The organism is Blastococcus sp. SYSU D00669, from assembly GCF_054050715.1.
In genome coordinates this window covers 36624-63073 of the sequence record NZ_JBJGZV010000031.1, presented here as the reverse complement: position 1 = coordinate 63073, position 26450 = coordinate 36624, and the positions used below count along the sequence as shown (strand labels likewise).

33 protein-coding genes are annotated in these 26450 nt (G+C 75.1%); 16 read left to right on the top strand and 17 right to left on the bottom strand.

Annotated features, from left to right (window positions below; genetic code table 11):
• Positions 1–120 precede the first annotated feature (120 nt).
• From ACI8AF_RS20000 to ACI8AF_RS19990, 3 genes are read left to right on the top strand one after another with little or no spacing between them, the layout of a single operon-like run.
• Positions 121–1401: a cytochrome P450 gene (locus tag ACI8AF_RS20000; protein WP_456541500.1), complete on the top strand. Its 1281-nt coding sequence runs from the start codon at positions 121–123 to the stop codon at positions 1399–1401.
• A complete protein-coding gene (locus ACI8AF_RS19995; protein ID WP_456541499.1) occupies positions 1398–1592 on the top strand; it encodes a ferredoxin in 195 nt (64 codons plus the stop codon). The genes ACI8AF_RS20000 and ACI8AF_RS19995 overlap by 4 nt, the downstream gene beginning before the upstream one ends.
• 43 nt (positions 1593–1635) lie before the next feature.
• Positions 1636–1923 carry a GNAT family N-acetyltransferase gene (locus ACI8AF_RS19990; RefSeq protein WP_456541498.1) on the top strand — a complete coding sequence of 96 codons (288 nt, stop codon included), beginning with the start codon at positions 1636–1638 and terminating at the stop codon, positions 1921–1923.
• A 43-nt stretch (positions 1924–1966) separates the two neighbouring features.
• On the opposite strand, the gene ACI8AF_RS19985 is transcribed toward ACI8AF_RS19990, so the two are convergent.
• Genes ACI8AF_RS19985 through ACI8AF_RS19975 form a run of 3 tightly spaced genes read right to left on the bottom strand, consistent with a single transcriptional unit; the run spans position 1967 to position 5033 of the window.
• The gene (locus ACI8AF_RS19985; RefSeq protein WP_456541497.1) at positions 1967–2476 is read right to left on the bottom strand and encodes a VOC family protein; all 510 of its coding nucleotides are present in this window, start codon (positions 2474–2476) and stop codon (positions 1967–1969) included.
• A gap of 29 nt (positions 2477–2505) precedes the next feature.
• Positions 2506–3642: a cystathionine gamma-synthase gene (locus ACI8AF_RS19980; protein ID WP_456541496.1), complete on the bottom strand. Its 1137-nt coding sequence runs from the start codon at positions 3640–3642 to the stop codon at positions 2506–2508.
• On the bottom strand, positions 3639–5033 hold the full coding sequence (locus ACI8AF_RS19975; protein WP_456541495.1) for a cystathionine beta-synthase: 1395 nt from the start codon (positions 5031–5033) through the stop codon (positions 3639–3641). Before ACI8AF_RS19975 ends, ACI8AF_RS19980 begins: the two co-directional genes overlap by 4 nt.
• A 91-nt stretch (positions 5034–5124) precedes the next feature.
• Here ACI8AF_RS19975 and ACI8AF_RS19970 point away from each other — a divergent pair, with 91 nt between their 5' ends.
• Genes ACI8AF_RS19970 through ACI8AF_RS19960 form a run of 3 tightly spaced genes read left to right on the top strand, consistent with a single transcriptional unit; the run spans position 5125 to position 7211 of the window.
• Complete coding sequence (locus ACI8AF_RS19970) at positions 5125–5661, top strand: XdhC family protein (protein WP_456541494.1); 537 nt, start codon at positions 5125–5127, stop codon at positions 5659–5661.
• 6 nt (positions 5662–5667) lie between these two features.
• Positions 5668–6990: an FGGY family carbohydrate kinase gene (locus tag ACI8AF_RS19965; protein WP_456541493.1), complete on the top strand. Its 1323-nt coding sequence runs from the start codon at positions 5668–5670 to the stop codon at positions 6988–6990.
• 41 nt (positions 6991–7031) lie between these two features.
• The gene (locus ACI8AF_RS19960) at positions 7032–7211 is read left to right on the top strand and encodes a hypothetical protein (protein ID WP_456541492.1); all 180 of its coding nucleotides are present in this window, start codon (positions 7032–7034) and stop codon (positions 7209–7211) included.
• A 45-nt stretch (positions 7212–7256) separates the two neighbouring features.
• Here ACI8AF_RS19960 and hisN read toward each other — a convergent pair whose 3' ends face one another.
• A complete protein-coding gene (hisN, locus tag ACI8AF_RS19955; RefSeq protein ID WP_456541491.1) occupies positions 7257–8063 on the bottom strand; it encodes a histidinol-phosphatase in 807 nt (268 codons plus the stop codon).
• A gap of 52 nt (positions 8064–8115) precedes the next feature.
• Here hisN and ACI8AF_RS19950 point away from each other — a divergent pair, with 52 nt between their 5' ends.
• A complete protein-coding gene (locus tag ACI8AF_RS19950) occupies positions 8116–8652 on the top strand; it encodes a DUF2087 domain-containing protein (protein ID WP_456541490.1) in 537 nt (178 codons plus the stop codon).
• An 8-nt stretch (positions 8653–8660) separates the two neighbouring features.
• Positions 8661–9395: a hypothetical protein gene (locus tag ACI8AF_RS19945; RefSeq protein WP_456541489.1), complete on the top strand. Its 735-nt coding sequence runs from the start codon at positions 8661–8663 to the stop codon at positions 9393–9395.
• Here the strand turns inward: ACI8AF_RS19945 and rsgA are convergent.
• The 3 genes from rsgA to ACI8AF_RS19930 are packed head-to-tail and all read right to left on the bottom strand — an operon-like array spanning position 9389 to position 13182.
• The gene (gene rsgA, locus ACI8AF_RS19940) at positions 9389–10438 is read right to left on the bottom strand and encodes a ribosome small subunit-dependent GTPase A (RefSeq protein WP_456541488.1); all 1050 of its coding nucleotides are present in this window, start codon (positions 10436–10438) and stop codon (positions 9389–9391) included. The two genes, ACI8AF_RS19945 and rsgA, sit on opposite strands and share 7 nt — an antisense overlap.
• Complete coding sequence (aroA, locus tag ACI8AF_RS19935; protein WP_456541487.1) at positions 10396–11676, bottom strand: 3-phosphoshikimate 1-carboxyvinyltransferase; 1281 nt, start codon at positions 11674–11676, stop codon at positions 10396–10398. Before aroA ends, rsgA begins: the two co-directional genes overlap by 43 nt.
• A 48-nt stretch (positions 11677–11724) precedes the next feature.
• Positions 11725–13182: an NAD-dependent succinate-semialdehyde dehydrogenase gene (locus ACI8AF_RS19930; RefSeq protein ID WP_456541486.1), complete on the bottom strand. Its 1458-nt coding sequence runs from the start codon at positions 13180–13182 to the stop codon at positions 11725–11727.
• 133 nt (positions 13183–13315) lie between these two features.
• On the opposite strand from ACI8AF_RS19930, the gene ACI8AF_RS19925 reads away from it, so the two are divergent.
• Both ACI8AF_RS19925 and ACI8AF_RS19920 read left to right on the top strand, forming a co-directional pair.
• On the top strand, positions 13316–14062 hold the full coding sequence (locus tag ACI8AF_RS19925; RefSeq protein ID WP_456541485.1) for an SOS response-associated peptidase: 747 nt from the start codon (positions 13316–13318) through the stop codon (positions 14060–14062).
• Between the two features lies 1 nt (position 14063).
• Positions 14064–15584: a fused MFS/spermidine synthase gene (locus tag ACI8AF_RS19920; protein WP_456541484.1), complete on the top strand. Its 1521-nt coding sequence runs from the start codon at positions 14064–14066 to the stop codon at positions 15582–15584.
• Between the two features lie 15 nt (positions 15585–15599).
• On the opposite strand, the gene ybaK is transcribed toward ACI8AF_RS19920, so the two are convergent.
• Positions 15600–16091 (bottom strand): Cys-tRNA(Pro) deacylase, encoded by a 492-nt coding sequence (gene ybaK, locus ACI8AF_RS19915; RefSeq protein WP_456541483.1) that lies wholly within the window; start codon positions 16089–16091, stop codon positions 15600–15602.
• A 194-nt stretch (positions 16092–16285) separates the two neighbouring features.
• Here ybaK and ACI8AF_RS19910 point away from each other — a divergent pair, with 194 nt between their 5' ends.
• Positions 16286–16996 (top strand): sigma-70 family RNA polymerase sigma factor, encoded by a 711-nt coding sequence (locus tag ACI8AF_RS19910; protein WP_456541482.1) that lies wholly within the window; start codon positions 16286–16288, stop codon positions 16994–16996.
• Entirely contained in the window at positions 16993–17343 is a 351-nt protein-coding gene (gene rsrA, locus ACI8AF_RS19905) for a mycothiol system anti-sigma-R factor (protein WP_456541481.1), read from the top strand. Before ACI8AF_RS19910 ends, rsrA begins: the two co-directional genes overlap by 4 nt.
• Before the next feature lie 51 nt (positions 17344–17394).
• On the opposite strand, the gene ACI8AF_RS19900 is transcribed toward rsrA, so the two are convergent.
• Positions 17395–17469, bottom strand: a complete 75-nt coding sequence (locus tag ACI8AF_RS19900; protein ID WP_436277841.1) for a 50S ribosomal protein bL37 — start codon at positions 17467–17469, stop codon at positions 17395–17397.
• A 147-nt stretch (positions 17470–17616) separates the two neighbouring features.
• On the opposite strand from ACI8AF_RS19900, the gene ACI8AF_RS19895 reads away from it, so the two are divergent.
• Positions 17617–18651, top strand: a complete 1035-nt coding sequence (locus tag ACI8AF_RS19895) for a biotin carboxylase N-terminal domain-containing protein (RefSeq protein WP_456541480.1) — start codon at positions 17617–17619, stop codon at positions 18649–18651.
• Between the two features lie 68 nt (positions 18652–18719).
• Positions 18720–18941 (top strand): biotin/lipoyl-binding carrier protein, encoded by a 222-nt coding sequence (locus ACI8AF_RS19890; RefSeq protein WP_456541479.1) that lies wholly within the window; start codon positions 18720–18722, stop codon positions 18939–18941.
• Position 18942: 1 nt separating this feature from the next.
• Here ACI8AF_RS19890 and ACI8AF_RS19885 read toward each other — a convergent pair whose 3' ends face one another.
• Entirely contained in the window at positions 18943–19437 is a 495-nt protein-coding gene (locus tag ACI8AF_RS19885) for a GNAT family N-acetyltransferase (RefSeq protein WP_456541478.1), read from the bottom strand.
• Between the two features lie 43 nt (positions 19438–19480).
• Here ACI8AF_RS19885 and ACI8AF_RS19880 point away from each other — a divergent pair, with 43 nt between their 5' ends.
• Positions 19481–20962: a sensor histidine kinase gene (locus tag ACI8AF_RS19880; protein ID WP_456541477.1), complete on the top strand. Its 1482-nt coding sequence runs from the start codon at positions 19481–19483 to the stop codon at positions 20960–20962.
• 87 nt (positions 20963–21049) lie between these two features.
• Here ACI8AF_RS19880 and ACI8AF_RS19875 read toward each other — a convergent pair whose 3' ends face one another.
• Both ACI8AF_RS19875 and ACI8AF_RS19870 read right to left on the bottom strand, forming a co-directional pair.
• Positions 21050–21301, bottom strand: coding sequence for a WhiB family transcriptional regulator (locus ACI8AF_RS19875; protein ID WP_456541476.1), 252 nt, complete (start codon positions 21299–21301; stop codon positions 21050–21052).
• Positions 21302–21635: 334 nt separating this feature from the next.
• Positions 21636–22658, bottom strand: coding sequence for a diacylglycerol/lipid kinase family protein (locus ACI8AF_RS19870; RefSeq protein ID WP_456541475.1), 1023 nt, complete (start codon positions 22656–22658; stop codon positions 21636–21638).
• Between the two features lie 85 nt (positions 22659–22743).
• Between ACI8AF_RS19870 and ACI8AF_RS19865 the strand changes: the two genes are divergently transcribed.
• A complete protein-coding gene (locus ACI8AF_RS19865; protein ID WP_456541474.1) occupies positions 22744–23223 on the top strand; it encodes a hypothetical protein in 480 nt (159 codons plus the stop codon).
• Positions 23224–23283: 60 nt separating this feature from the next.
• On the opposite strand, the gene ACI8AF_RS19860 is transcribed toward ACI8AF_RS19865, so the two are convergent.
• The 5 genes from ACI8AF_RS19860 to ACI8AF_RS19840 all read right to left on the bottom strand — a co-directional run bounded on the left by ACI8AF_RS19860 (position 23284) and on the right by ACI8AF_RS19840 (position 26445).
• Positions 23284–24066, bottom strand: a complete 783-nt coding sequence (locus ACI8AF_RS19860; protein WP_456541473.1) for an HAD-IIA family hydrolase — start codon at positions 24064–24066, stop codon at positions 23284–23286.
• Positions 24067–24087: 21 nt separating this feature from the next.
• Positions 24088–24381, bottom strand: a complete 294-nt coding sequence (locus ACI8AF_RS19855; RefSeq protein WP_456541472.1) for a helix-turn-helix domain-containing protein — start codon at positions 24379–24381, stop codon at positions 24088–24090.
• 10 nt (positions 24382–24391) lie between these two features.
• Positions 24392–24889 carry an N-acetyltransferase family protein gene (locus ACI8AF_RS19850; protein WP_456541471.1) on the bottom strand — a complete coding sequence of 166 codons (498 nt, stop codon included), beginning with the start codon at positions 24887–24889 and terminating at the stop codon, positions 24392–24394.
• Positions 24890–24965: 76 nt separating this feature from the next.
• Entirely contained in the window at positions 24966–25766 is an 801-nt protein-coding gene (gene pssA, locus ACI8AF_RS19845; RefSeq protein WP_456541470.1) for a CDP-diacylglycerol--serine O-phosphatidyltransferase, read from the bottom strand.
• A gap of 13 nt (positions 25767–25779) precedes the next feature.
• Positions 25780–26445: a phosphatidylserine decarboxylase gene (locus ACI8AF_RS19840; RefSeq protein WP_456541469.1), complete on the bottom strand. Its 666-nt coding sequence runs from the start codon at positions 26443–26445 to the stop codon at positions 25780–25782.
• Between the last annotated feature and the right edge of the window lie 5 nt (positions 26446–26450).

The window sequence follows — 26450 nt, the reverse complement described above, 5'->3', positions numbered from 1 at the left end:
GCCCGGTGCGCATGCGCACCGGGCCTCGCTGGTTCCCGGGGTCGAGGGGATTGTGTCGGGCATCACCCGCCCCCTAGCGTGAGAACGGTCACCGCTGACCGTTCTGCCCTTGGAGGGCCCGTGTCCCTGGACGCCGCCGCCGTCGACCTGGACGCGATCGACCTGTCCGACCGCGAGTTCTGGGGCCGACCGCCGGCCGAGCGCCACGCCGCCTTCGACGCCCTGCGCCGCGAGCGCCCGTTCGCGTTCTTCGCCGAACCCGTCGTGCCGTTCATCCCGGCGGGCCCCGGTTACCACGCCGTGACCCGCTACGCCGACCTCGACGCGATCAGCTCCCAGCCGCAGGTGTTCTGCTCGGGCCGGGGCGCGGTGTCCATCCCCGACATGCCCCCCGACCTCAACGAGTTCTACGGCTCCATGATCAGCATGGACGACCCCCGGCACGCCAAGATCCGCCGGATCGTCTCCAAGACGTTCACCCCGCGGATGCTCGAGCGGGTGGTGGAGTCGGTGCAGACGATCGTCCGCGACGTGGCCGTCCGGGCGCGGCGGAAGGCGGAGGAGGGCGACGGCACCATCGACGTGGTCGCCGACTTCGCCGCGCCGATCCCGCTGTGGGTCATCTGCGACATGATGGGCATCCCGGAGGAGGACCGGGCCCTGGTCCTGCAGAAGTCCAACATCATCCTGTCGCAGGGCGACCCGGATCTCATCGCGGACGAGAACCAGATCGTGACCGAGTTCCTCGACGCCGGCGCGGTGCTGTCCGACCTGCTGAACAGGCTGGCCGCCGAGCGGCTGGAGCACCCGGAGGACGACCTCATCACGGCGCTCGTGCACTCCGAGGTCGACGGCGAGACGCTCACCCACCAGGAGATCGCGTCGTTCTTCATCCTGCTGTGCGTCGCCGGCAACGAGACCACCCGCACGGCGATCGGCCAGGGCGTGCTGGCGCTGTCGGAACACCCCGAGCAGCGGGCGCGGTGGATGGCCGACCCGTCGCTGACCCGCACCGCCGTGGAGGAGATCGTCCGCTGGGTCAGCCCGGTCACGTGGATGCGGCGCACCGCGACCCGCGACGGCGAGGTCAACGGCCACCGGTTCACCGCCGGCGACAAGTTCGTGCTGTTCTACGCGGCGGCCAACCGCGACCCCGAGGTGTTCCCCGACCCGCACGTGTTCGACCTGGCGCGGGACCCGAACCCGCACGTCGGCTTCGGCGGCCACGGTCCGCACTTCTGCCTGGGGGCGCACCTCGCCCGCCGGGAGATCGGCGTGGCGTTCCGCACGCTGTTCGACGAGCTGCCCGACCTCGAGGTCACCGGCGAGCCGCGCCGGCTGCGCTCGTCGTTCGTCAACGGGCTCAAGTCGCTGCCGGCCACCCTGACGGGGGTGCGGTGACCCGGATCGAGGTCGACCGCGACCTGTGCGCCAGCACGGGCGGCTGCGAGGCGCTGGCGGCGGACGTCTTCGAGATCGGCGACGACGGGGCCCTCGTCGTCCTCGTCCCCGAACCCGGGCCGGCCGACCTGCCCGACGTCCGCAACGCCGTCCAGGCCTGCCCGACCCGGGCGCTGCGGCTGGTCGGGTGAGGTCGGCGGAATCGGGCGGCCGCGGCGGGAGTTGGGGCGAGGCGTGGAACCCACCGTGATCGACGCCCCCGACGAGCACCGGTACGAGATCCGCGAGGGCGACCGCGTGCTCGGCATCGCGGCCTACCGCCGTCGCGGCGACGTCCTGGTCTTCACCCACACCGAGGTCGACCCCCACGAGGGACGCTCCGGGCTGGGCAGCACGCTGGTGCGCGGCGCCCTGGACGACGTGCGGGCCAAGGGCGGCAAGCTGATCGCCCAGTGCCCGTTCGTGCGCGGCTGGATCGAGCGGCACCCCGACTACGCCGACCTCGTCCTGCACGAGTCCTGAACGCGGAGTCCCAGGGCGCGGGAAGTGCGGTCCTGGGACTCCGCTACAGCACCTGGGTGCCGTACATCTCCCCGAGCGGGTCGGCGATGAGCTCGATGCGGGCGCCGTCGGGGTCGCGGAAGTAGACCGACACCCCGCTGTGCACCTCGTGCGCGACCCCGGCTTCCTCCAGCCGGCCCACCAGCTCCTGCCAGCGGTCGGGGTCGACGCTGATCGCCATGTGGTGCAGCCCGCCGAGCACCTCGGCGTACGGGCCGACGTCGAGCCCGGGGAAGTCGAAGAACGCCAGCAGGTTGCCGTTGCCGATGTCGAAGAAGAAGTGCGACGAGCCCGGGTAGTCGCGGTTCTCGATCAGCTCGGTCAGCGGGAAGCCCAGCACGTCCTGGTAGAAGCGCACGGTCCGCTCGACGTCGCTGCTGATCAGGGCGGTGTGGTGCAGCCCGCGCGCCGTCGACGCGGGCCGGTCGCCCTTCGGCCGCAGGTGGGTGTCCCGGATCCGGGCCCGCTGGGCCTCGAGGGCGTCGAGGTCGCGGCCGTCGGCGGTGGTCGTCATGCCCGCATTCTGCTCCCGGAGCGGGCCCTTCAGGCGAGCGCCTGCTCCAGGTCGGCGAGCAGGTCGTCGACGTCCTCGATGCCCACCGACAGCCGCACCAGGTCGCCGGGCACCTCGAGCGGCGAGCCCGCCGCGCTGGCGTGCGTCATCCGCCCCGGGTGCTCGATCAGCGACTCGACGCCGCCCAGCGACTCGGCCAGCGTGAACAGCTGCGCCCGCTCGCACACCCGCAGCGCCGCCTCCTCGCCGCCGGCCAGCCGGAACGAGAGCATGCCGCCGAAGCCGGACATCTGCTTCGCGGCGATGTCGTGCCCGGGGTGGTCGGGCAGGCCGGGGTAGAGGACGGCGGTCACCGCGTCGTGCCGCAGCAGGAACTCGGCGACGGCGGCCGCGTTGGCCGAGTGCCGGTCCATGCGCACGCCGAGGGTCTTGATGCCGCGCAGCACCAGCCAGGCGTCGAACGGCCCGTTGACCGCGCCCATCGCGTTCTGGTTGAAGGCGATCTCCTCGGCCAGCCCGGCGTCGGCCACGACCAGCGCACCGCCGACCACGTCGGAGTGCCCGCCCAGGTACTTCGTCGTCGAGTGGACGACGACGTCGGCGCCCAGCGTCAGCGGCTGCTGCAGGTACGGCGAGGCGAAGGTGTTGTCGACGACGAGCAGCGCGCCGGCGTCGTGCGCGACCCCGGCCAGGCCGGCGACGTCGGCGATGTTGAGCAGCGGGTTGGTCGGCGTCTCGCACCACACCACCCGGGTCTCCGGCTGCACCGCGGCGCGGACGGCGTCGAGGTCGCCCAGGTCGACCGGCGTGTGCGTCACTCCCCAGCGGGCCAGCACCCTCGCCAGCAGCCGGAACGTGCCGCCGTAGGCGTCGCCGGCCAGGACGACGTGCGAGCCGGGCACGCAGACGGTGCGCAGCAGGGTGTCCTCGGCGGCCAGCCCGGAGGCGAACGCCAGCCCGGCCGCGCCCTGCTCCAGCGCGGCCAGCGCCTCCTGCAGCGCGGTGCGGGTCGGGTTGGCGCTGCGGCTGTACTCGTAGCCGCCGCGCAGCCCGCCGACGCCGTCCTGCTTGTAGGTGGTGGTCAGGTGCAGCGGCGGGATCACCGCGCCCGTCGCCGGGTCGGGGTCCTGCCCCGCGTGGATCGCCCGCGTGTTGAAGCCGGTCATCGGCCCACCGTAGGAGCCAGCCCGGCCAGGTGGCCGAGCACGTCCTGCCGGGTGACCACCCCGGCCGGCTTGCCGTCGACGTGCACCACCAGCGCGTCGGCCTCGCCGAGGGCCGCCACCGCGGCGCTCACCGGCTCGCCCGAACCGATGATCGGCAGCGGCGCGGACATGTGCCGCTCCACCCGGTCGGCCAGGGTCGCCCGGCCGGCGAACAGCGCGTCGAGCAGCACCTTCTCGTCGACCGAGCCGACCACCTCGCCGGCCGTGACCGGCGGCTCGGCCCGCACCACCGGCAGCTGGCTGACCCCGTACTCGCGCAGGATGTCGATCGCCTCGCGGACGGTCTCGTTCGGGTGGGTGTGCACCAGCGTCGGCGTCGCGCCCGACTTCGCCGTCAGCAGCTCGCCGACGGTCTCGCCGCCGGCGACGTCGAGGAAGCCGTAGTCGGCCATCCACTGGTCGTTGAAGATCTTGCCGAGGTAGCCGCGGCCGCCGTCGGGCAGCAGGACGACGAGGACGTCGTCCTCGGTCAGCTGCTCGGCCACCCGCAACGCCGCGACGACGGCCATGCCGCACGAGCCGCCGACGAGCATGCCCTCCTCGCGGGCCAGCCGGCGGGTCATCGCGAAGGAGTCGCCGTCGGAGACGGCGACGATCTCGTCGGGCACCGACTTGTCGTAGGTGGACGGCCAGAAGTCCTCGCCGACGCCCTCGACCAGGTACGGCCGGCCGGTCCCGCCGGAGTAGACCGAGCCCTCCGGGTCGGCGCCGACCACGCGCACCCGGCCGCCGGAGACCTCCTTGAGGTAGCGCCCGACGCCGCTGATCGTGCCGCCGGTGCCGGCCCCGGTGACGAAGGCGGTGACGCGGCCCTCGGTCTGCGCCCAGATCTCCGGGCCGGTGGTCTCGTAGTGCGAGCGCGGGTTGGCCGGGTTGGAGTACTGGTCGGGCTTCCAGCCGCCGGGGGTCTCGCGGGCCAGCCGGTCGGACACCGAGTAGTACGAGCGCGGGTCGGCCGGGTCGACGGCGGTGGGGCAGACGACGACCTCGGCGCCGTACGCCTTCAGCACGTTGATCTTGTCCTGGCCGACCTTGTCGGGGCAGACGAAGATGCACCGGTAGCCGCGCTGCTGGGCCACTAGGGCCAGGCCGATGCCGGTGTTGCCGCTGGTGGGCTCGATGATCGTGCCGCCGGGCCGCAGCAGGCCGGCCTCCTCGGCGGCGTCGACCATGCGGACGGCGATGCGGTCCTTCACCGACCCGCCGGGGTTGAGGTACTCGACCTTGGCCAGCACCAGCGGCGCGTCGGGGCCCAGGTCGCGGGTCACGCTCCGCAGCCGGACCAGCGGGGTGCCGCCGATCAGGTCCAGGACGGACTCGGCGTACTGCACGGTGGTGCCTCCTCGGGCGCGCGCGGGCTGTGCGATCCATCCCACCAGACCGCGCTTGATCGCGGAAAAGCGCACGGGGGAGAGTGACGGCATGAGCACGCCCGAGACCGACCCGAACTGCGGCGTCGCCCACGGCGCGGCCGCCGAGCGGCCCGCGGGCCGCGTGCTGGTGGTCGTGTTCGCCTCGCCGGTCTCGGCCTGCCTGGTCCGCTACGGCAGCGACCTCGGCTTCCGCACCGTGCTGGTCGAGCCCGACGCCGGCCGCCGCGCGGACGGCGCCGCCGACCTGGTGGTCGGCGGCTTCGACGAGCTGGACGACGACCTGGCCGGGCCGGACGCCGACGTCGTCGTCACCGACCACCACCGCGAGGAGCTGGGCGGGCAGCTGCGCGACGCGCTGGCCCGGCCGGTGCGCTGGGTGGGCGTCATGGGCAACCCGCGGCACGAGGGGCCGCACGTGGCGGCGCTGGCCGCGCTCGGCGTCCCGCCGGAGGAGGTGGCGCGGGTGCACCGGCCGATCGGGCTCGACATCGGCTCGCGCACGCCGGCCGAGATCGCGGTCTCCACGCTCGCGGGGCTGCTCGCCGACCGCAACGGGCGCACCGGCGGCTTCGCGCACGCCCGCTGACCGGCGGTGGACCTCGTCCTGGGCGCCGACGTCGGCACCAGCGGGCTGAAGGCGGTCGCGCTCGCCGCCGACGGCGCGGTGGTCGCCGAGGCCGAGGCCGGCTACGAGCCCGACCGCCCGCGGCCGGGGTGGGCGCAGAACGACGTCGCCACCTGGGCCGCCGCGCTCGACGAGGCGCTGGCCCGCCTGCCGCTCGAGGGGCGCGTCCGCGGGCTGGGCCTGTCGGGGCAGATGCACGGCGCGGTGCTGGTCGACCGGGCCGGGACGGCGCTGGCGCCCGCGCTGCTGTGGGCCGACTCCCGCGCCACCGGCGAGCTCGCCCGCTGGCGGGCCCTGCCGCCGGCCGACCGGGCCGCGCTGGCCAACCCGCTCGTGCCCGGCATGACCGGTCCGCTGCTGGCCTGGCTGGCGGCGCACGAACCGGCCGCGGTGGACCGCGCCGCCGCCGTCCTGCTGCCCAAGGACGCGCTGCGGGCCACCCTGGTGCCCGGCTCGCTCGTCACCGACCGCAGCGACGCCTCGGCCACGCTGCTCTGGGACGTCGTCGCCGACGGCTGGTCGGCCGCGGCGGCCGGCGCGGCCGGGGTGCCGGCCGGCCTGCTGCCCGCGGTCCGGCCGTCGCACGAGGTGGTGGGGACGGCGCGGCTGCCGGTCGGGGACGTGCCGGTGGTGGTCGGCGGCGCCGACACCGCGCTGGCGCTGCTCGCCTCCGGGGTGGGCGACGGCGTGCTGGTCAACCTCGGCACCGGCGTCCAGGTGCTGCACGCCGGTGCCCGGCCGGTGGCGGCCGACGACCCGCCGGTGCACCGGTACGCCGACGTCGACGGCGGCTGGTACGCGATGGCCGCGCTGCAGAACGGCGGCTCGGCGTGGGCGTGGGTGCGCGAGGTCCTCGGGCTGTCCTGGGCCGACTTCTTCGCCGCGGCGGCCGCGGCGGACGACGGCGCCGGCGGCGTGCGCTTCGGTCCGTTCCTCACCGGGGAGCGCGGCGGCGTCGCCGGGCCCGAGGACCGCGGGAGCTGGACCGGGCTCGGCGCCGGCACGACGCGGGCCGACCTGGCGCGGGCCGCCGTCGAGGGGGTCGTGCACGCGGTCGGGGCGGCGTTCGCGCTGCTCGACCGGCCGGACGGCGACGTCGTCCTCACCGGGGGCGGGGGACGGGACCCGCTGGTCCGGCGGCTGCTCGGCGACGTCCTCGACCGGCCGGTCCGGTACCTGCCGATGCGCAGCGCGTCGGCGCTCGGCGCGGCGGTGCTGGCCGCCCGCGCGGCGGGGTGGCCGGAGCCACGCATGGAACGGGCCCCGGGCGGGCATCGTTCGAACAGGTGACGGGCCGCTTCCCCTGGCCCCCGGCGCGGAGGAGGAGCGCGATGAAGTCGTCGATGTTCGACAAGGTCAGCCAGTTCGCGAGGAGCCCCAAGGGGCAGCAGGTGATCCGGGACTTCGCCGGCAAGGCGCAGCAGTTCGCCAAGGACCCGAAGAACCGGGCCCGGATCGAGGACGCCCGGCGCCGCTTCTCCGGCGGCCGCGGGGGCACGACTCCTCGCTAGCCGGCACGTCGAGAGGGCGCGCTCCCACCCGGGGGCGCGCCCTGCTCATGCCGCGTCGAGGGGCGGGCGGACGGTGCGCAGGGCCGCGTCGTGCAGCGCGCCGTTGGTCGCCAGCGCGCTGCCGCCGGCCGGGCCGGGCTTGCCGGTGAGGTCGGTGAACCGGCCGCCGGCCTCGCGGACGATGACGTCGAGCGCGGCGAGGTCCCACAGCGACACCTCGGGCTCGCAGGCGATGTCGACCGCGCCCTCGGCCAGCAGCACGTAGCTCCAGAAGTCGCCGTAGGCGCGGGTCCGCCACACCGCCCGGGTCAGGTCGAGGAAGCCGCCGAGCAGGCCGCGCTCCTCCCACCCCGAGAGGCTGGAGTAGCTGAGGCTGGCGTCGGCCAGCGTGCGCACGCCCGACACCTGGCAGCGGGTCGCCGACTCCAGCCGCCGCCCGGTCCAGGCGCCGACGTCCTTGGCCGCCCACCAGCGCCGGTTCAGCGCCGGCGCCGACACCAGGCCGACGACCGGTTCGTCGCCGTCCAGCAGCGCGATGAGCGTGGCCCAGACCGGCACCCCGCGGACGAAGTTCTTCGTGCCGTCGATGGGGTCGAGGACCCAGCGGCGGGAGCCGTGGCCGGTGGTGCCGAACTCCTCGCCCATGACCGCGTCGCGGTGCCGGGCCCGGTCGAGGGTGATGCGCAGCTGCTCCTCGACGGCCCGGTCGGCGTCGGTGACCGGGGTGAGGTCGGGCTTGGTCTCGACCGTCAGGTCCAGCGCCCGGAAGCGCTCCATGCTGATCGAGTCGGCCTGGTCGGCCAGCACGTGGGCCAACCGCATGTCCTCGTTGAAGCCCCGACCAGCCGTCATGGCACCCGAACCTACTGGGCGCCGCGCCGCGCCGAGCGCATACGGTCGGGGAGTGGACGCCGCGACCCTCGTCGGGCTGCTCGCCGACGACACCCGGTTGAAGGTCGTGGCGGCCCTCGCGCTCGGCGCCGGGACCATCGAGGAGGTGGCGGAGGCGACCGGTCTGCCGCTCAAGGACGTCGCCCTGGCCGCCCGCCGGCTCGCCCGCGGCGGGCTGGTGCGCCGCGACGGGCGCGGCCTGGAGCTGCTCGCCGACCGGTTCGGCGCCGCGGCGCGTGCCGCCGCCGAGGCCGCCCCCGCGCCGGAGCCGCTGTCCGACGACCCGGCCGAGGACGCCGTGCTGTCGGCCTTCGTGCGGGGAGGTCGGCTGGTGTCGATCCCGGCGCAGCGGTCCAAGCGGCGGATCGTGCTCGAGCACATCGTGCGCGTCTTCGAGCCCGGGATCCGCTACCCGGAGCGCGAGGTCAACGCGCTGCTCGCCGTCTGGCACCCCGACCACGCGGCGCTGCGCCGGTACCTGGTCGACGAGGGGCTGCTCAGCCGCGAGGGCGGCCTGTACTGGCGCACCGGCGGCTACGTGGACGTGTGAGGACCTCCGTGCCCACCGCCGACGACTTCGCCGCGCTCGCCCGGTCCTCGCCGTGGCGCTGGTCGGCGCTGCGCTTCACGTCGGGGCGGTACCGGGACGGCGCGTGGCAGCCGGTGATCCGGGCGTGGGTGCGCCGGCCCGACGCGCTGCGCGTGGAGACCGCCGACGGCGCGGTGCTGCACGCCGGCTTCGAGCCACCGGCCGTCGGCAGCCGCGTCGTCCTCGCGGCACCGGGCGACGAACCCGCGCAGCTCCCCGAGGTGCCCCCGCCGGTGTTCCGGCCGGACGGGCTGGTGGCCGAACGGCCGTCGCGCTGGGCGCAGCCCGAGCTCGACGCGCCCTTCTTCGAGAACTACTTCTGGCTGGCGGTGCTCGACCCGGTCGAGCTGGCCGACGGCCAGGACGGCCCACCGCTGACGGTCGAGGACGTCGCCGAGGTGGACCACCACGGCCGGCCGGCGTGGGAGGCCGTCGTCCGGACGACGCCCCGCTACGACCCCCGCTGCGGCTGCTGCCCGCTGCTGGACTCGCTCGACAACGCGCGACTCGAGTACGAGTCGAACGGCTACCCGCTGCCGCGCCCGCCGGAGGCCTACCCGGAGCGCTGGCGGGTGCGCCTCGACGTCGGCACCGGCGTCTGCGTGCTCACCGAGGAGCTGCTCGAGCTGCCCCGCGGCAACGGCCACGAGCTGCGCGTCGAGGCCGTCGACGAGCCCATGACCGACGCCCTGTTCCGTCAGTAGCCCGGGCCGAGCTGGCCGACGGCGTCGACCAGGCGGCGGAAGCTGGCCAGCCGCTCGGCCCGCGCGGGCGGTCCGGCCGCCGCCCAGGCGTCCAGCGCGCAGTCGGGGTCCTCGGCGGTGTGCCCGCAGCCGGGCGGGCAGTCGACCGAGGCCTCCTCGAGGTCGTCGAAGGCGGCGAGCACGTCCTCGGCGGTGACGTGCGCCAGCCCGAACGAGCGGATGCCGGGGGTGTCGATCACGGTGCCGCCGCCCGGCAGGTCGAGCAGCACCGCCGACGACGACGTGTGCCGGCCCTTGCCCACCTTGGTCACCTCCCCGGTGGCCCGGTAGGCGTCCGGCACGAGCCGGTTGACCAGCGTCGACTTGCCGACGCCGGACTGCCCGACGAGCACGGTCATCCGCAGGTGCAGCCGGTCGACCAGCTCGTCGAGCGGCTGGTCGCGGGAGACGGCGACGGCGTCGAGGTCGAGGCCGGCGTAGCGGTCGAGCAGCGGCTGCGGGCTGCCGAGGTCGGTCTTGGTGAAGCACAGCACCGGGTCCAGCCCGCCGGCGTAGGCGGCGACCAGGCAGCGGTCGAGGAAGCCCAGCGCCGGCTCGGGGTCGGTCACCGCGGTCACGATCACCAGCTGGTCGGCGTTGGCGACGACGACCCGCTCGGTGGGGTCGGTGTCGTCGGCGGTGCGGCGCAGCACCGTCGTCCGCTCCTCGATGACGACGATGCGGGCCAGGGTGTCCGGCCGGCCGCTGGTGTCGCCCACGATGCGCACCCGGTCGCCGACGACGACGCCGTGCCGGCCGAGCTCCCGCGCCCGCATGGCGGTGACCTCGACGCCGGACTCCTCCAGCCGCACCGTCATCCGGCCGCGGTCGACGGCGATCACCAGGCCGGGCAGGGCGTCCTCGTGGGCCGGCCGCTGCCGGGTGCGCGGGCGGGAGCCGCGCCGGTTGGGCCGGACGCGGATGTCGTCCTCGTCGGACCTGCTGTCCAGCCTGCGCGGGCTCAGCGGTCGGCTCCGACCGGGTCCCCGAGCAGCCCGTTCCACCGCTCGACGAAGTCGGGCAGCGTCTTGGCCACCGCGCCGGGGTCGGCCACCTCGACGCCGGCGACGGCCAGGCCGAGGACGGCGCCGGCGTGCACCATGCGGTGGTCGGCGTAGGAGTCCAGCCGGGCGGGCCGGCCGGGCCCGGGCTCGATGACGAGACCGTCGGGCAGCTGCTCGACCCGCGCGCCGACGGCGGTGAGCACCTCGTCGAGCGCCTGCAGCCGGTCGGTCTCGTGCCCCCGGAGGTGGCCGATGCCGGTGAGCCGGGACGGCCCGTCGGCCAGCGCGCACAGGGCGGCGAGCACGGGCGTCAGCTCGCCCACCTCGCCGAGGTCGGCCACCAGCGGCCGGATCGCGGGGCCGCCGGTCACCCGCAGGTCGTCGCCGGTCCGCTCGACGGTCGCGCCCATCGCGCGGAACAGCCGGTCCAGCTGCGCGCCCGGCTGGGTGGTGACCCGGGGCCAGTCGCGGACGGTCACGCGGCCGCCGGTGACCAGCGCCGCGGCGAGGAAGGGGGCGGCGTTGGACAGGTCGGGCTCCACCACCCGGTCCCGCGCGGCGACGGGGCCGGGGGAGACGCGCCAGCCGCGCGGGGTGGCCGCCACTTCGACGCCGTGCTCGCGCAGCGTGGTCACGGTCATCTCGACGTGCGGCATCGACGGCACGCCGCCGGCGAGCGCGAGGTCGAGGCCCTGCTCGAACCGGGCGGCGGCCAGCAGCAGGCCGGAGACGATCTGCGAGGACTCGCCGGCGTCGACGCTGATCGCGCCGCCCTCGACCCGGCCGGTTCCGTGCACGGTGAACGGCGCCCGCCCGCGTCCGCCGTCGTCCACCTCGACGCCGAGGGCGCGCAGCGCGGCGAGCAGGCCGGCGTTGGGCCGCTCGCGCAGCCGCGGGTCGCCGTCCACCCGGACCGGGCCGTCGGCCAGCGCCGCGACGGGCGGCAGGAAGCGCAGGACCGTGCCGGCCAGGCCGGCGTCGACCTCGGCGGGGCCGCGCAGCGGGCCGGGGGTGACCACCCAGTCGTCGCCGTCCTCGTCGACCCGCACGCCGAGCGCGCGCAGCCCCGCGGCCATCAGGTCGGTGTCGCGGGCGCGCAGCGGCCGCACGACCCGGCTCGGGCCGTCGGCCAGCGCGGCCACGACCAGCGCGCGGGCGGTGATCGACTTGGACCCGGGCAGGCGGACGACCGCGTCGACGGGCGTCGAGCGGTGCGGCGTCGCCCAGATGTCCGTCACGGGCGTGATTCTGCCCGGTCGGGGACGCCGCACCGCTCGCGCACCGGCCTAGCCCGCCTGCGGCTTGCTCGCCTTCTTGGCCGGGAGCACGCGGGTCAGCTTGCGGTTGGCGAACTCGAACATGCCCAGCTCCGACAGCTCGCGGCCGTAGCCGGAGCGCTTCACGCCGCCGAAGGGCAGCTCCGGGGAGGAGCCGGTGGGCTGGTTGACCCACACCATGCCGGCGTCGATCCGGTCGGCGACACCGCGCGCCTTGTCGAGGTCGCTGGAGAAGACGGCGGCGCCGAGCCCGAAGTCGCTGTTGTTCGCCAGCGACACGGCCTCGTCGGCGTCCTTCACCTTGTAGACGACGGCGGCCGGGCCGAACAGCTCCTCGTTGTACGCGCGCATCTCCGGCGTGACGTCGGTGAGGATCGTCGGCTCGACGAACGCGCCGGGGTGGTCGGGACGGCCGCCGCCGGTGACCACGGTGGCGCCCTTGTCGACCGCGTCCTGGATCTGCGCGTGCAGGTCCTTCGCCGCCTGCTCGCTGGACAGCGGGGCCAGCGACGTCGACGGGTCGCTCGGGTCGCCGGGGGCGAAGGTGGAGAAGGCCTGCTTCAGGCCCTCCACGAACGGCTCGTAGATGTCCTCGGTGACGATCAGCCGCTTGGCCGCGATGCAGGCCTGGCCGCTGTTCTGCATCCGGCCCATGGTGGCGGCCTTGACCGTGCGGCCGAGGTCCTCGGTGTCGAGCACGATGAACGGGTCGGACCCGCCGAGCTCCAGCACCGACTTCTTCAGGTACTTGCCCGCCAGCGAGGCGACGCTGCTGCCGGCCCGCTCGCTGCCGGTGAGGGTCACGCCCTGGACCAGCCGGTGCGCGATGACCTTCTCGACGTCGGGGATGCGCAGGAAGACGTTGGTGTAGACGCCCTCGGGGACGCCGGCGTCGCGGAAGCACCGCTCGATCGCCAGCGCGGTCTGCGGGTTCAGCTCGGCGTGCTTGAGCAGGATCGCGTTGCCGAGCACCAGGTTCGGGCCGGCGACGCGGACGACCTGGTAGAGCGGGTAGTTCCACGGCTCGATGGCGAGGATGACGCCGATGGGCTCGTTCTCGACGACGGCCTCGCCCTGCATCACGTCGATGCGCCGGGGCTCCAGGAAGCGGGGGCCGTTCTCGGCGTAGTAGGTCAGGATGCTCGCCGCCAGCACGACCTCGCCGGCGGCCTCCTGGATCCGCTTGCCCATCTCGCGGGTGACCAGCGCGGCGAACTCGTCCTTGCGCTCGAGCATCAGCTCCCCGGCCCGGCCGACGATCCGGGCGCGCTCCTCGACCGGCCGGCGGCGCCACTCGAGGAAGGCGGCGTGCGCCTGCTCGACGACGCCGTCGACGGCGTCGGTGTCCAGGAAGGGGAACTCCTGCTCGACCTCGCCGGTGTAGGGGTTCACCGTCCGGTACGGGCGGGCGCCCGCGTCGCTGGCGGTCTTCGGCTGCTCGACGGGTGGGTTCTGCGTGGCGGTCACGGCTCGATCCTCGTCCTCGGTCCTCTGGCTGCGGTAGCGCCCTACCCGCCGTCCGGGGCGTCACGCGTCGCCCCGGGGCTGTCACCCGCGCCACCTAGAGTCGGGGGTGCAGCCGCCTCCCGAGGAGCCCCGCATGTGTGGTCGCTACGCCGCCAGCCGCAGCCCCGACGACCTCGTGGTCCAGTTCGAGGCGGTGCGCGCCGAGGGCCAGCAGCCGCTGCCCGCCGACTACAACGTCGCCCCGACCAAGGACGTCTACGTCGTGCGGCACAAGAAGGAGCGCGACGCCGACGGCGCCCTCACCGGGGGCGGCCACCGCGAGCTGCGCGCCGTCCGCTGGGGACTGGTGCCCACCTGGGCCAAGGACCCGGCGGTCGGCAACCGGCTGCTCAACGCCCGGGTCGAGTCGCTCACCGAGAAGCCGGCGTTCCGGACGGCGGCCCGCTCGCGCCGCTGCCTGGTCCCGGCGGACGGCTGGTACGAGTGGGCCAAGCGGCTGGACAAGCCGGGCAAGCAGCCCTACTTCATCACCCCGCAGGACGGGTCGGTGCTCGCCTTCGCCGGGCTGTGGGAGGTGTGGGGCCGGGGTGAGGACCGGCTCTACACGTGCACGGTGGTCACCGCGCCCGCGGTCGGGGCGCTGCAGGAGATCCACGAGCGCATGCCGCTGGTCCTGCCGCAGGACCGGTGGGCCGACTGGCTCGACCCGGCCCGCGACGACGTCGAGGCGCTCACCGGGCCCACCCCGCCGTCGCTGGTCGAGACGCTGGAGCTGCGGCCGGTGAGCACCCTGGTGAACAACGTCAAGAACAACGGTCCCGAGCTCGAGGCCCGGGTGGAGTCGGTGAGCGAGCCGGCCGACCAGCCCGCGCTGTTCTGACGTGGCGTCCTCCCGGACGGCGGCGCGCGACCGCTCCGCCGCCCTGCCCGGCTGGGCCGCCGCCGGCGCGACGTTCCTGTCCTCGGGCGTGGTCCTGGTCCTGGAGATCGTCGGGCTGCGGCTGATCGCGCCCTACGTCGGGATCACCCTGCAGACCAACACCGCGGTCATCGGCTTCGCGCTCGCCGCGATCGCGCTCGGCGCCTGGTCGGGCGGGGCGGCGGCCGACCGCGGCGACCCGCGCCGGCTGATCCCGCCGCTGATGGTCGGCGGCGGCGCGCTCACCGTCGCCGTCCTGCCGCTGGTGCGGTTCACCGGGGAGGCGCTGTCGGGGGCGCAGGCGGGCAACGTGCTGCTGCTGGCAGCGGTCGCCGTCGTCGTCCCGGCCGCGCTGCTGTCGGCGGTGCCGCCGATGGTCGTGAAGCTGCAGCTGGCCAGCCTGGACGAGACCGGCGCCGTCGTCGGCAAGCTGTCCGGGATCGGCACGCTGGGCGCGATCGCGGCCACGTTCGCCACCGGCTTCCTGCTGGTCGCCGTGCTGCCGAGCAGCGTCATCCTCGTCGGCGCCGGGCTGCTCATGGTGGCCGCCGGGGTGGCGATGGCGCTGCTGCTGCGGCGGCGCACCCCCGAGGCGAGGCCGCCGGCGGCGCTGGTCGCGGTGGCCCTCGCCGTCTCGGGGCTGGCCGCCGTCGCCCCGAGCCCGTGCGAGGAGGAGACCGCCTACCACTGCGCCCGCGTGGTGGCCGACCCGGAGCGCGAGAGCGGGCGGGTGCTGGTGCTCGACACGCTGCGGCACTCCTACGTCGACCTCGACGACCCGACGTACCTGGAGTTCCAGTACGTGCGCGCGATCGCCGCGGTGGCCGACTCCGTGGCCCCCGCCGGCCGGCCGATCTCGGCGCTGCACCTGGGCGGCGGCGGCCTGACCGTGCCGCGCTACCTGGAGCGGACGCGGCCGGGCACCGACAGCCTCGTGCTCGAGGTCGACCCCGGCGTGGTCGCGATCGACCGCGAGCAGCTGGCGCTGGAGACGTCCGACCGGCTGCGCGTGCGGGTGGTCGACGCGCGGGTCGGGCTCGCCGACGAGGCGCGCGGCGGCCGCGACCTGGTCGTCGGCGACGCGTTCGGCGGGCTGTCGGTGCCCTGGCAGCTGACCACCGTCGAGGCGATCGAGCTGGTCGACGCCGCCCTGGCCGACGACGGCATCTACGCCGCCAACCTGATCGACCACCCGCCGCTCGGCTTCGTCCGCGCCGAGCTGGCCACCCTGCGGGAGGTGTTCCCGCACGTCGCCCTGCTGGCCCGCGCGCCGGTCCTGGCGGGGGAGGACGGCGGCAACGTCGTCGTCCTGGCCTCCCGGTCGCCGCTGCCGCTGGGCGCGATCGAGCAGGCCATGGCCGCCCAGGACGTCACGTGGCAGGCGGCCGAGGGCGAGGAGCTGACCCGCTTCGTCGGCGACGCCGAGCCGCTCACCGACGACCACGCCCCGGTCGACCAGCTGCTCAACCCCTACAGCTCGTAGCGCCCCCCGCGACGATCACGGGGGGAGACCCCCCTCAGCGGCGATCCGGGCCGTCCGCGCGCGGGTGAGGCGCACCAGCTCGGCGGGCGGCAGCTCCACCTGCAGCCCGCGCTTGCCCGCGCTGACGTAGACGGTGTCGAAGCCGAGCGCCGAGTCGTCGACCACCGTCGGCAGCGCCTTGCGTTGGCCGAGCGGGCTGATCCCGCCGACGACGTAGCCGCTGCTGCGCTCGGCGTCGGCCGGGTCGGCCATCACCGCCTTGCGCCCGCCCGCCGCGGCGGCGAGGGCCTTGAGGTCCAGCGAGCCCGCGACCGGGACGACGGCGACCGTCAGCGCGCCGTCCACGCGGGCCACGAGGGTCTTGAACACCCGCCGCGGATCGGCGCCCAGCGCGGCCACCGCGGCCTCGCCGTGGCCCAGCTCGGCCGGGTGCTCGGGGTCGTACGGGTGCAGCGTGTGCGGCACCCGGGCCTTCTCCAGCACCGTCACCGCCGGGGTCCCTGCCACGGCGCAGGAGCGTAGCGATCACGCGTCCGGGGAATCGGTCCCGTACCGGCGCGGTTGGAGGAGGCGTGAGCAGCACCGTCTCCGCCGCCCGTCGGCAGTCCGTACGCAATCGGCCCCCGGGCCGCCCGGATGCCCCGCGACTAGGATCGACCGACGTGGTCTCCCGCATGCGGGGGTCGCAGAGAGGACGGTCGGTGCCCGAGGAGCCCACCAGCATCAATCCGGTCGACGAGCAGGACGACGCCCCGGTCGTGGGCGCCCCGGTCGAGGTCCCGGAGGCGGGGGAGGGCGGCAGCCGCACCCAGGCCGCCGAGACCCGCGAGGAGCGCGACGCCCGGTTCGAGCGCGACGCCCTGCCGTACCTGGACCAGCTCTACCCGGCCGCGCTGCGGATGACCCGCAACCCGGCCGACGCCGAGGACCTGGTCCAGGAGACGTTCGTCAAGGCCTACTCGGCCTTCCACCAGTTCGCCGAGGGCACGAACCTCAAGGCCTGGCTGTACCGGATCCTGACCAACACCTACATCAACAGCTACCGCAAGAAGCAGCGCCAGCCGCAGCAGTACCCCACCGACCAGGTGCAGGACTGGCAGCTCTACGCCGCCGAGGAGCACAGCTCCAGCGGGCTGCGCTCGGCCGAGATCGAGGCCCTGGACCACCTGCCGGACTCCGACATCAAGGAGGCCCTGCAGCAGCTGCCCGAGGACTTCCGGCTCGCGGTCTACCTCGCCGACGTGGAGGGCTTCGCCTACAAGGAGATCGCCGAGATCATGGGCACGCCCATCGGCACGGTGATGTCCCGGCTGCACCGCGGCCGGCGGGGGCTGCAGAAGCTGCTGGCCGACTACGCGCGCGAACGAGGGTTCGTCCGCGCCGGTGCCGGGGAGGAGGCGAGCTCCAAGTGACCGACGACGACCACGTGGGCGAGCCGATCGAGATCCACTCGTGCGACGACGTCCTGTCGCACGTCTTCGAGTTCCTGGACCACGAGACCGACGACTCGCGCCGGGCGGTGATCGCCGAGCACCTCGAGGACTGCTCGAGCTGTCTGCGCCAGTTCGGGATCGAGCAGGAGTTCAAGGCCCTGGTCCGCCGCCGCTGCGGCGGCGACGTCCCGCCCCCCGGCCTGCGGGAGCGGATCAAGCTGCAGCTGACCACCGTCTCCTTCGAGGAGGACGGCACGCAGGTCACCGTCGAGAAGGTGACGTCCGAGGTGGTCCGCGAGGCCGGCGAGCGGCCGACCCCCGCCTGACCCGGACGCACGAGGGCCCGGCTCCCCCAGGGGAGCCGGGCCCTCGTGCGTTCAGGCGTTCGGCCGCTTGCCGTGGTTGGCGTTGCTCTTCTTGCGGCTGCGACGCTTGCGTCCGCGCTTGGACATGGCTGCCTCCTGGGGAGTGGGGGATGCCGGAAAATCGGCGCCCAGGGGTGTACGCGGGCGGCCGACCGGCCAAGCTGACAGGGCAAGCCTCTCACGGGGAGGTCCGGCACCGAGCCGGACGGGGCAGTTGCGGAGAGCTGGGCAGAGATGGACCTGGGGATCGAGAGCGTGCTCGTCGCAGGCCGCGGACCCGCGGCCTGCGCCGTCATCGCCGCGTGCACCCGGCTGGGGGTCAAGGCGATCGCCGTCCACTCGGAGGCGGAGCGGAACGCCCGGCACGTGCGGCTGGCCGACGACGCGGTGCTGCTCGGTCCTGCCCCGGCGGCCGAGTCCTACCTCGCCGTCGACCGGATCGTCGAGGCCGCCCTGCGCAGCGGCGCCGCCGCCGTGCTGCCGGTGCCACCGGCGCTGGCCGGCAACGTCCGGCTCGCCGCGGCGGTGCGCCGGGCGGGGCTGACCTGGATCGGTCCGGTCGCCGACGTGCTCGAGCGGCTCGGTGGGGACGGCGTCGAGCCGGCCAGCGAGCGCGGCTTCCTCGCCTGGGTCACCGACGAGGGCCTGCGCTACCTGACGCCGGTGTCCCGCGACCGCGCGGCCGGCATCGCGCGGGTGTCGTGGACCCCGAGGTCGGTCGAGGTGCCGCCCGCCGCCCGCCGGCTCAAGGACGTCGGCTGGCGGGGCCTGGTCACCGTCGGCATCTCCCCGGACGGCGAGCTGACCGAGGTCGCGGCCGGCTTCTCGCTGGACATGGTGGTGCTCGAGCGCGCGCACGCGGTCGACGCGGTCGAGCTCGCGCTGCGCAGCGCCTCCGGTCGCCGGGCCCGCGCCGCCGACCCGCAGCCGGGCACGCCGCGGGCGGCGGTCGCCGTGCAGCTGCGGTCGACGCTCCCGCCCGGCACGGCGGGGCGGGTCACCGGCCGGCTCCCGGCGTCCGGGCGCAGGTCGGTGGCCGGTGCCGACGTCGTCGCGGTCAGCGGCTACGACCCCCGGGACCGGCTCGACGGCTGGTACGACGCGCTGCTGGCCACGGTGAGCGCCGGCGCCGAGGACACCCGCACGGCCGCGCAGGCGGTCAGCCAGGTGCTCAGCGGCCTGCCCGAGACCGGCGTGCCGCACGACGGCGAGGAGATCTGCGCCGTCCTCGAGCGGCTCGCCGCCGGGTCGCCGACACCCGCCGGCTGATCCCCGCCGTGCCCCCGACGTGCCAGGATGTCCACGACAGCGGACGGCGAGTGCGGAGGAGGCCCGGCGTGGCGGTGGAGGAGATCCACGCGGAGATGGTCTCCAGCGTCTGGAAGGTCCTCGTCACCGCGGGCAGCGAGGTCGCGGCCGGTGACACGCTGGTGATCCTCGAGTCCATGAAGATGGAGATCCCGGTGCTCACCGAGCGCGCCGGGACCGTCAGGGAGCTCCACGTGAGCGAGGGCGAGGTCCTCCAGGAGGGCGACCTCATCGCCACGGTCGAAGGCTGAGTCAGAACTCCAGCACGTAGGCCATCAGGTTCACGCCGGGCAGCGGGGACCAGTCGCGCTCGGGCAGCCGGGTGAAGCCGAGCCGCTCGTAGAGCCGGTGCGCGGCCACCATCTTCGGGTCGGTCGACAGCACCATCCGCCGCTTGCCGGCCGCCCGCGCCTCGGCCAGGCAGGTCTCGACGAGCAGCTCGCCGACGCCGCGCCCGCGCGCGGCCGGGTCGACGACGAGCATGCGGAACGCCGCCTCCTCGGCGGAGTCGGTGATCTCCCCGAAGTCGCCGTCGAGCACCAGCGCCACGCTGCCGACGACCGCGTCGCCGTCGCGGGCCACGAGCAGCTGCGCCCGCTGCGCCCGGCCGGCGACGTCGCGCAGCTCGGCGAGGTACTCCGCCGGCGCCAGCCCCTCGTCGCGGTAGACGCCGGCGGTGAGCTCGGCGATCCGCGGGAAGTCCTCGGGCGTCGCCGCGTCCACGCGCAGGGATGACGTCTCGACCACGCGGGCAGCGTAGGCGGTGGCGCCTCCTACGCTCGGAACCACCATGAGAAGCCTCTCCGAGCGCCTGAACCGCGGGTCGGCGTCCTCCCCGTCCCAGGTCGACCACGCCCGCCGGCTGGTCGCCGACTGGCAGCTGCTGGCCGACCTGGCGTTCGCCGACCTCACGCTGTGGGTGCCGCTGCAGACGGGCAACTGGTGGTGCGTCGCGCAGGTCCGCCCGCTGACGGCGCCGACGAGCCAGCCCGACGACCTGGTCGGCGCCGAGTCCTCCGGACCGGCCGCCGAGCCGTTCGTCGTCGCCTACCGGGAGGGCCGGCCGGTCACCGAGGGCGAGCCCGACTGGTCGGGGGCCAGCCCCCGGAGGCGCGAGGTGATCCCGGTGCGGCACGACGGCGTCGTCGTCGCCGTCCTGGCCAAGGACACCAACCTCGCCGTCACCCGCTCGCCGTCGACCCTCGAGCTCACCTACCTCGACATCGCCGCCGACCTCTGCCTCATGGTCTCGGCCGGCACCTTCCCGCCGCAGAAGCTGCAGGACGCCGAGATGAGCCCGCGCGTGGGTGACGGCCTGGTGCGCCTGGACGCCGAGGGCCGGGCCACCTACGCCAGCCCCAACGCGCTGTCGGCCTACCGCCGCATGGGCCTGACCGGTGACCTGGTCGGCGCCGACCTGGCCGAGCTGACCCGGTCGGCGTCGGCCGACCGGGTGGCGGGGGAGGCCGTGGCCGCCGGCATCACCGCCGCGGTCGCCGGCCGGTTCCCCGACCCCATGGACGTCGAGGGGCCGGCCGCCACGATGCTGGTCCGCGCCCTGCCGCTGCAGGCGCCCGGGGCGGAGGCCGGCGCGCTGGTGCTCGTCCGCGACGTGACCGACGTCCGGCGCCGCGACCGCGCGCTGCTGACCAAGGACGCGACCATCCGGGAGATCCACCACCGGGTGAAGAACAACCTGCAGACGGTCGCGGCGCTGCTGCGGCTGCAGGCCCGCCGCATGACCGAGCCGGCGGCGCGGGCCGCCCTGGAGGAGTCGGTGCGGCGGGTGGCGTCGATCGCCGTCGTCCACGAGACGCTGGCCGGCAGCCGCGAGGACGTCGTCGCCGTGGACGACGTCCTGGACCGGGTGCTGCCCATGCTCGGCGACCTGGCCGTGGTCGGTCCCGCCGCGCGGGCCCGCCGCGTGGGCACGTTCGGGGAGCTGCCCGCCTCCGCGGCCACGCCGCTGGTCATGGCGGTCACCGAGCTGCTGCAGAACGCCGCCGAGCACGCCTTCGGCGACGGCGAGCCGGGCACGATCGAGCTGGTCGCCGAGCGCGACGGGCCCGACCTCGTCGTCCGCGTCCGGGACGACGGGCTGGGGCTGCCCGAGGGCTTCGACCCGGCGGCCAGCGACGGGCTCGGGCTGCAGATCGTGCGCACGCTGGTGACCGGAGAGCTGGGCGGCGGCCTCGAGATGGGGCCGGCCGCCGGCGGCCGCGGGACCGAGGTGGTGCTCAGCCTGCCCGGCGCCGGGCTGCCGCGCCGCTGACCCCCGCAACGCCGCGAGGCCGGTCCGGGGGTCCGGACCGGCCTCGCGGCGTGGTGCGCGGGGTGCCGCGCCAGTGGTGCTCGGGACTCAGGCGGTGTACGCCCGGGTGCGGGCCTGGCGGCGCTTGAGCGCGCGGCGCTCGTCCTCCGACAGGCCGCCCCAGACACCGGAGTCCTGGCCCGACCGGAGCGCCCAGTCGAGGCACGACTGGACGACCGGGCAGCGCCGGCACACCGCCTTCGCCTGCTCGATCTGCACGGTCGCCGGACCCGTCGTCCCGATGGGGAAGAACAGCTCCGGGTCCTCGTCGCGGCACAGGGCGCGGTGGCGCCAGTCCATGGCGGTGTACTCCTCGGTGTCGTCTACGGTTTGCGACAGGTCGCACGGCTTCGGTCCGCTCCGCGGTCCGACACCGGTTGCCCAGCGCCGTGGCTCAGCGACTACCTGCTTTGTTACCGGCAGGTTGCGTTCCTCTCGCGATGTTTTCACGAGCCGGACGCCTGTCAAGCGATTCGAGGTCGGGTGGGACCCCCTCGTGAGCAACCTCACCACGGGCGTGATAGGCGCGCCACTCGACGTGTCCACCACACCGGCGAAGGGCTTGACCGCAAGGGCCGGTTCCGTGCTAGGCGCCCAGGTCGGCGCCTGTGCGCGGACTGTGCGGGACCGGTGGTCAGCAGATGACGCGCAGGGCCGCGGGGACGTCGCGCACGCGCAGCCCCGTCGCCGTCCCCAGGTGGTCGCCGTCGACCTGCCAGCCCTGCGGCCGGGACGCCGAGATCTCGACCTCCGGCAGGTCGTGCCAGCGGTGCACGCCCCGCCCCCGGGCATCGGGACGACGGGCCATCACCTGCCGCAGCGTGTGCAGCATGCGCAGCGGGCCCATCCGGCCCATCGCGAAGACGTCCAGGCCGGTGTCGAACGAGGCCTCGGGGCTCGGGTTGACCGGCCGGGCGCCCAGGTAGGTCCAGGGGCTGACGTTGGAGAACAGGCAGAGGAACAGCTCGTCGACCGGCGGCTCGCCGTCGACCCGGAGCGTCATCGCCGGGCGCCGGCGCTCCGTGCCCAGCAGGAAGGCGCTGGTGGCCTCGCGGACGTACAGCGCGCCGGTGGAGCGCCGGCCCCGCGCCCGCTGGGCCTCCACCCGCGCGATGACGTCGGCGTCGAAGCCCAGCCCGGCGGCGAAGACGAACCAGCGCGGCGCGGTCCAGGTCGGGTCGGCGGCGGCGTCCGCGGCGGCGACGGCCGGCGCGCTGGCCTCGTCGTGCTGCGCCACCGGCGCGGTGCTGGTGCCGGTGGCGCTCGCCGTGCCCAGGGAGACCAGCCGGCTGCGGCCGGTGCGCAGCGCCTCGAGGACCTGGGCGGTGGCCTCGATCGGGCGGCGGGAGAGGCCCAGCGCCCGCGCGAAGACGTTCGTCGAGCCACCCGGGACGACGGCGAGGTTCGGCAGGTGCGGCGCCGGTCCGTGCTCGAGGAGGCCGTTGACCACCTCGTTGACCGTGCCGTCGCCGCCGAGGGTCACGACGACGTCGACGCCGTCGGCCACGGCGCGCCGGCCCAGCTCGTGGCCGTGGCCGCGCCGCTCGGTCTCGACGACGTCCACCTTGAGCTCGCTGGCGAGCGCGCCCACGAGGACGTCGCGGCCCCGCGCGGTCGTGGCGGTCGCCGCCGGGTTGACCACCACGAGCGCGCGCATACCGCCAGGCTAGCCAGCGCAGGGCCACCGCACCGGCTGGAGACGGGAGCCGGGGGGCTGGTGGGGCGCGCGTAGTCTCGCGGCCGTGACGACGGAGCCCTCCCGCAGGCGCAGCCGCGCCGACCGGCTGCTGGGTGCCGCCGCCGAGCCGTCGGCGCCCGAGCCCGCGCGCGAGGAGTCGGAGACCCCGCGCAGCGTCCGCTGGGCGGCGCTGGTGGTGGCCCTGGAGGCGGTGTTCCTCGTCGTCGTCGCCGCCTACCTGGGGCTGCGGACCCTCACCGGTGAGGCCGACAGCGACTCGGGCGCCTGGGGGCTGGTGGTGTTCGCCCTGCTCGGCGCGGTGCTGCTCGCCGGCTGCGCGCGCGGGCTGTGGCGGTTGTCGGCGTGGGCGCGGGGTCCGGTGGTCGCGGTGCAGCTGCTGCTGGGCGCGATCGGCCTGACGGCCGCGTTCGAGTACCAGCAGCAGCAGGTCGGCATCCCGATGCTGGTGCCGGTCGCCGTCACCCTCTACCTGCTGGCCACCCCCGAGTCGCGGCTGGCCTTCTTCCAGCGCCGGGGCGACTGAAGGAGGGCCCCTCCGCCCCCCACCACCCGCACGCTCGCGGCGGGCCCCTGCGGCGGGGCCCTAGACCAGGTCGATGACGTCGGCGATCGAGTCGCAGATGCGGCTGGGCCGGAACGGGAACCGCGAGACGTCGCCGGCCTTCGTCGAGCCCGAGAGCACCAGCACGGTCTCCAGGCCGGCCTCGATGCCGGCGACGACGTCGGTGTCCATGCGGTCGCCGACCATCACCGTCGACTCCGAGTGCGCCTCGATCCGGTTCATCGCGCTGCGGAACATCATCGGGTTGGGCTTGCCGACGAAGTAGGGCTCGGCGCCCGTGGCCTTGGTGATCATCGCGGCGACCGAGCCGGTGGCCGGCAGCGGGCCCTCGGGGGAGGGGCCGGTCACGTCGGGGTTGGTGGCGATGAACCGGGCGCCGTCGCCGACCAGCCGGATCGCGCGGGTGATGGCCTCGAACGAGTACGTCCGCGTCTCACCCAGGACGACGTAGTCCGGGTCCGTGTCGGTGAGCGTGTAACCCGCCTCGTACAGCGCGGTGGTCAGCCCCGCCTCGCCGATGACGTAGGCGGAGCCGCCCGGCAGCTGGCTGGACAGGAAGTCCGCCGTCGCCAGGGCCGAGGTCCAGATGGCCTCCTCCGGCACCTGCAGCCCCGACCGCGAGAGCCGCGCCGCGAGGTCGCGCGGCGTGAAGATCGAGTTGTTGGTCAGCACCAGGAAGCGCCGCTCGCGCTCGACCAGCCGCCGCAGGAAGTCGGCCGCCCCGGGGAGGGCGTTGCCCTCGTGCACCAGCACGCCGTCCATGTCGGTGAGCCAGCAGTCGGCCCTCTTGCGGTCGGTGCTCACGGCGCGGAGCCTAACCGGGCCTCAGCCGCCGCCTCTGATCAGGCGCAGGTGCGGCGCGGTCTCGACGTCCACCCGCGCGTCGGGGACCTCCGTCAGCCCGGCCAGCCGGCGCACGCGGTTCTCCGGCACGCCCAGGGCGGCGGCGAGCGCGACGGCGAGCCGCTCGCTGATCGGGCCGCGGTGCCGGTCGGCGGCCAGCCGCCCGATCGTCTGCGGGGAGACGGCCCACCGGGCCAGGCGGGAGGCCTGCTCGGGGGTGAGGTCGAGCTCCGTCATGCGGCGCCGCACGAGCGCCGGGAGGTTCTCGTCCGCCATCCCCCGAAGGCTAGGCGGGTCCCGGCGCGCCCGCCTCCCGGTCGGCGAAGCCGCGCAGGGCGTCGTCGGTGAGGCGGAAGACGGTCCACTCGTCCATCGGCACCGCGCCCTGGGCGCGGTAGAAGTCGATCGAGGGCGTGTTCCAGTCCAGCACCGCCCACTCCAGCCGGTCGTAGCCGCGCTGCACGCAGGTCTCGGCCAGCGTGCGCAGCAGCTCCTTGCCCAGGCCGGTGCCCCGGTGCTGCGGCTGCACGTAGAGGTCCTCGAGGTAGATGCCGTGCGTACCGCGCCAGGTGGAGAAGTTGAGGAACCACAGCGCCGTGCCGACGACGGCGCCGTCCACCTCGGCGACGTGGCCGAACAGGGCCGGGCGCTCGCCGAACAGCGACGCGGAGAGCTGCTCCTCGGTCAGCCGCACCTCGTGCAGCGCCTTCTCGTAGTCGGCCAGCTCGCGCACCAGGCCCACCACGGCGGGGACGTCGTCCGGGCGGATCGGGCGGACCGTCATGACGCCCTCGGTTCGCTACCGCGGGGCACTCCGCTCCTCGCTCGTTCCTCGCTGCGATGCTCACGCCCCTGTCCGCTCACGTCAGCGCTTCCTTGACCTTGTCCGGCACCAGCCTGCCCAGCGGCGACACCAGCGGCACCAGGACCGGCGCCAGCAGGTAGCCGTAGGCGAGGACGACGCCGGTGACCACCGGCACCGTCAGGAACCCGACGAGCAGCAGGACGGCGGTGGCGATCAGCCCGTAGGGCCGCCGGCTCTTGGGGCTGACCAGCGACCGGAACGAGCGGAAGCGGATCCGGCTGATCATGAGCAGCGCCGGGACGGCGACGATGAGCAGCACCCACAGCCGGTCGCGGCCCTGCATCTGGTCGCCGAACGCGAACACCGAGGCGAGCACGACGCCGGCCGCGCCGGGGCTGGGCATCCCGACGAAGTACCGCTTGTCGGCCGTCGGGTCGATCGTGGTGTTGAAGCGGGCGAGCCGGATCGCGGCGCAGGCCACCCACAGCGCGCAGGCGATCCAGCCGAGCGGGTCGAAGGCGTCGTCGCCCTCGGAGAAGAGGGTGAAGGCCAGCAGCGCCGGCGCCATGCCGAAGGAGACCAGGTCGGCCAGCGAGTCGAACTGCAGCCCGAACGGGGTCACCGCCCCGACCAGGCGGGCCACCGCGCCGTCGGTGATGTCGAAGACCACCGAGAGGCCGACCAGGATCGCGGCGAGGGTGTACTGGCCGCGGATGGACACGAGGATGGCGGCGAAGCCGCACATCATGTTCGCCAGCGTGAACAGGCTGGGCAGGGTGGCGAGCGTGCGGCGGCGGGCGCGCCGGCCGGAACCGCGGACGAACTCGACGGTCGCCGTGCGGCGGGTGGGTGGCATGCGCTCAGCCCCCTCAGCGGGTTTCGGGCCAGCGCGCGATGACGGTCTCCCCGCCGCGCACGCGCTGCCCCTTCCGCACCGTGATGGTGCACTCCCGGGGCACGAAGACGTCCATCCGCGACCCGAACTTCATCAGACCCATGCGCTCGCCGGTGGCGAGCCGCCGGCCGGTCCCGGTGCGGGTGACGATGCGCCGGGCCAGCACGCCCACGATCTGCCGGAACACGACGGTGCGCTCGCCGTCGCGCAGCCGGATCTCGCTGCGCTCGTTGCGGTGCGCCGACTCCTTGCGGTAGGCGGCCAGGAAGCTGCCCTTGCGGTAGGAGCTCTCGACCACCTCCCCGTGGTACGGCGAGCGGTTCACGTGCACGTCGACGACCGACAGGAACACGCTCACCTGCTGCCAGCCGCCCTCGGGCGCGTCCTCGGGGGCGACGCCCTCCTGCGGCTCGCCGGCGACCATCACCACGCCGTCGGCGGGGGAGACGACGTCGTCCGCGGCCGGCGCCTCGACGTCGCAGCGCCGGTCGGGGTCGCGGAAGAACACCGCCATGTAGGCGGACAGCAGGACGAACGGCCAGGCCAGCAGCCGGGTCCCGCGCCGCCGGGTGACCGCCAGGACGGCGGCGGGGGCGAGCGGCCCGGTGATGAAGGGCCACCCGGCCCGGTCGATGCGCATCGTGG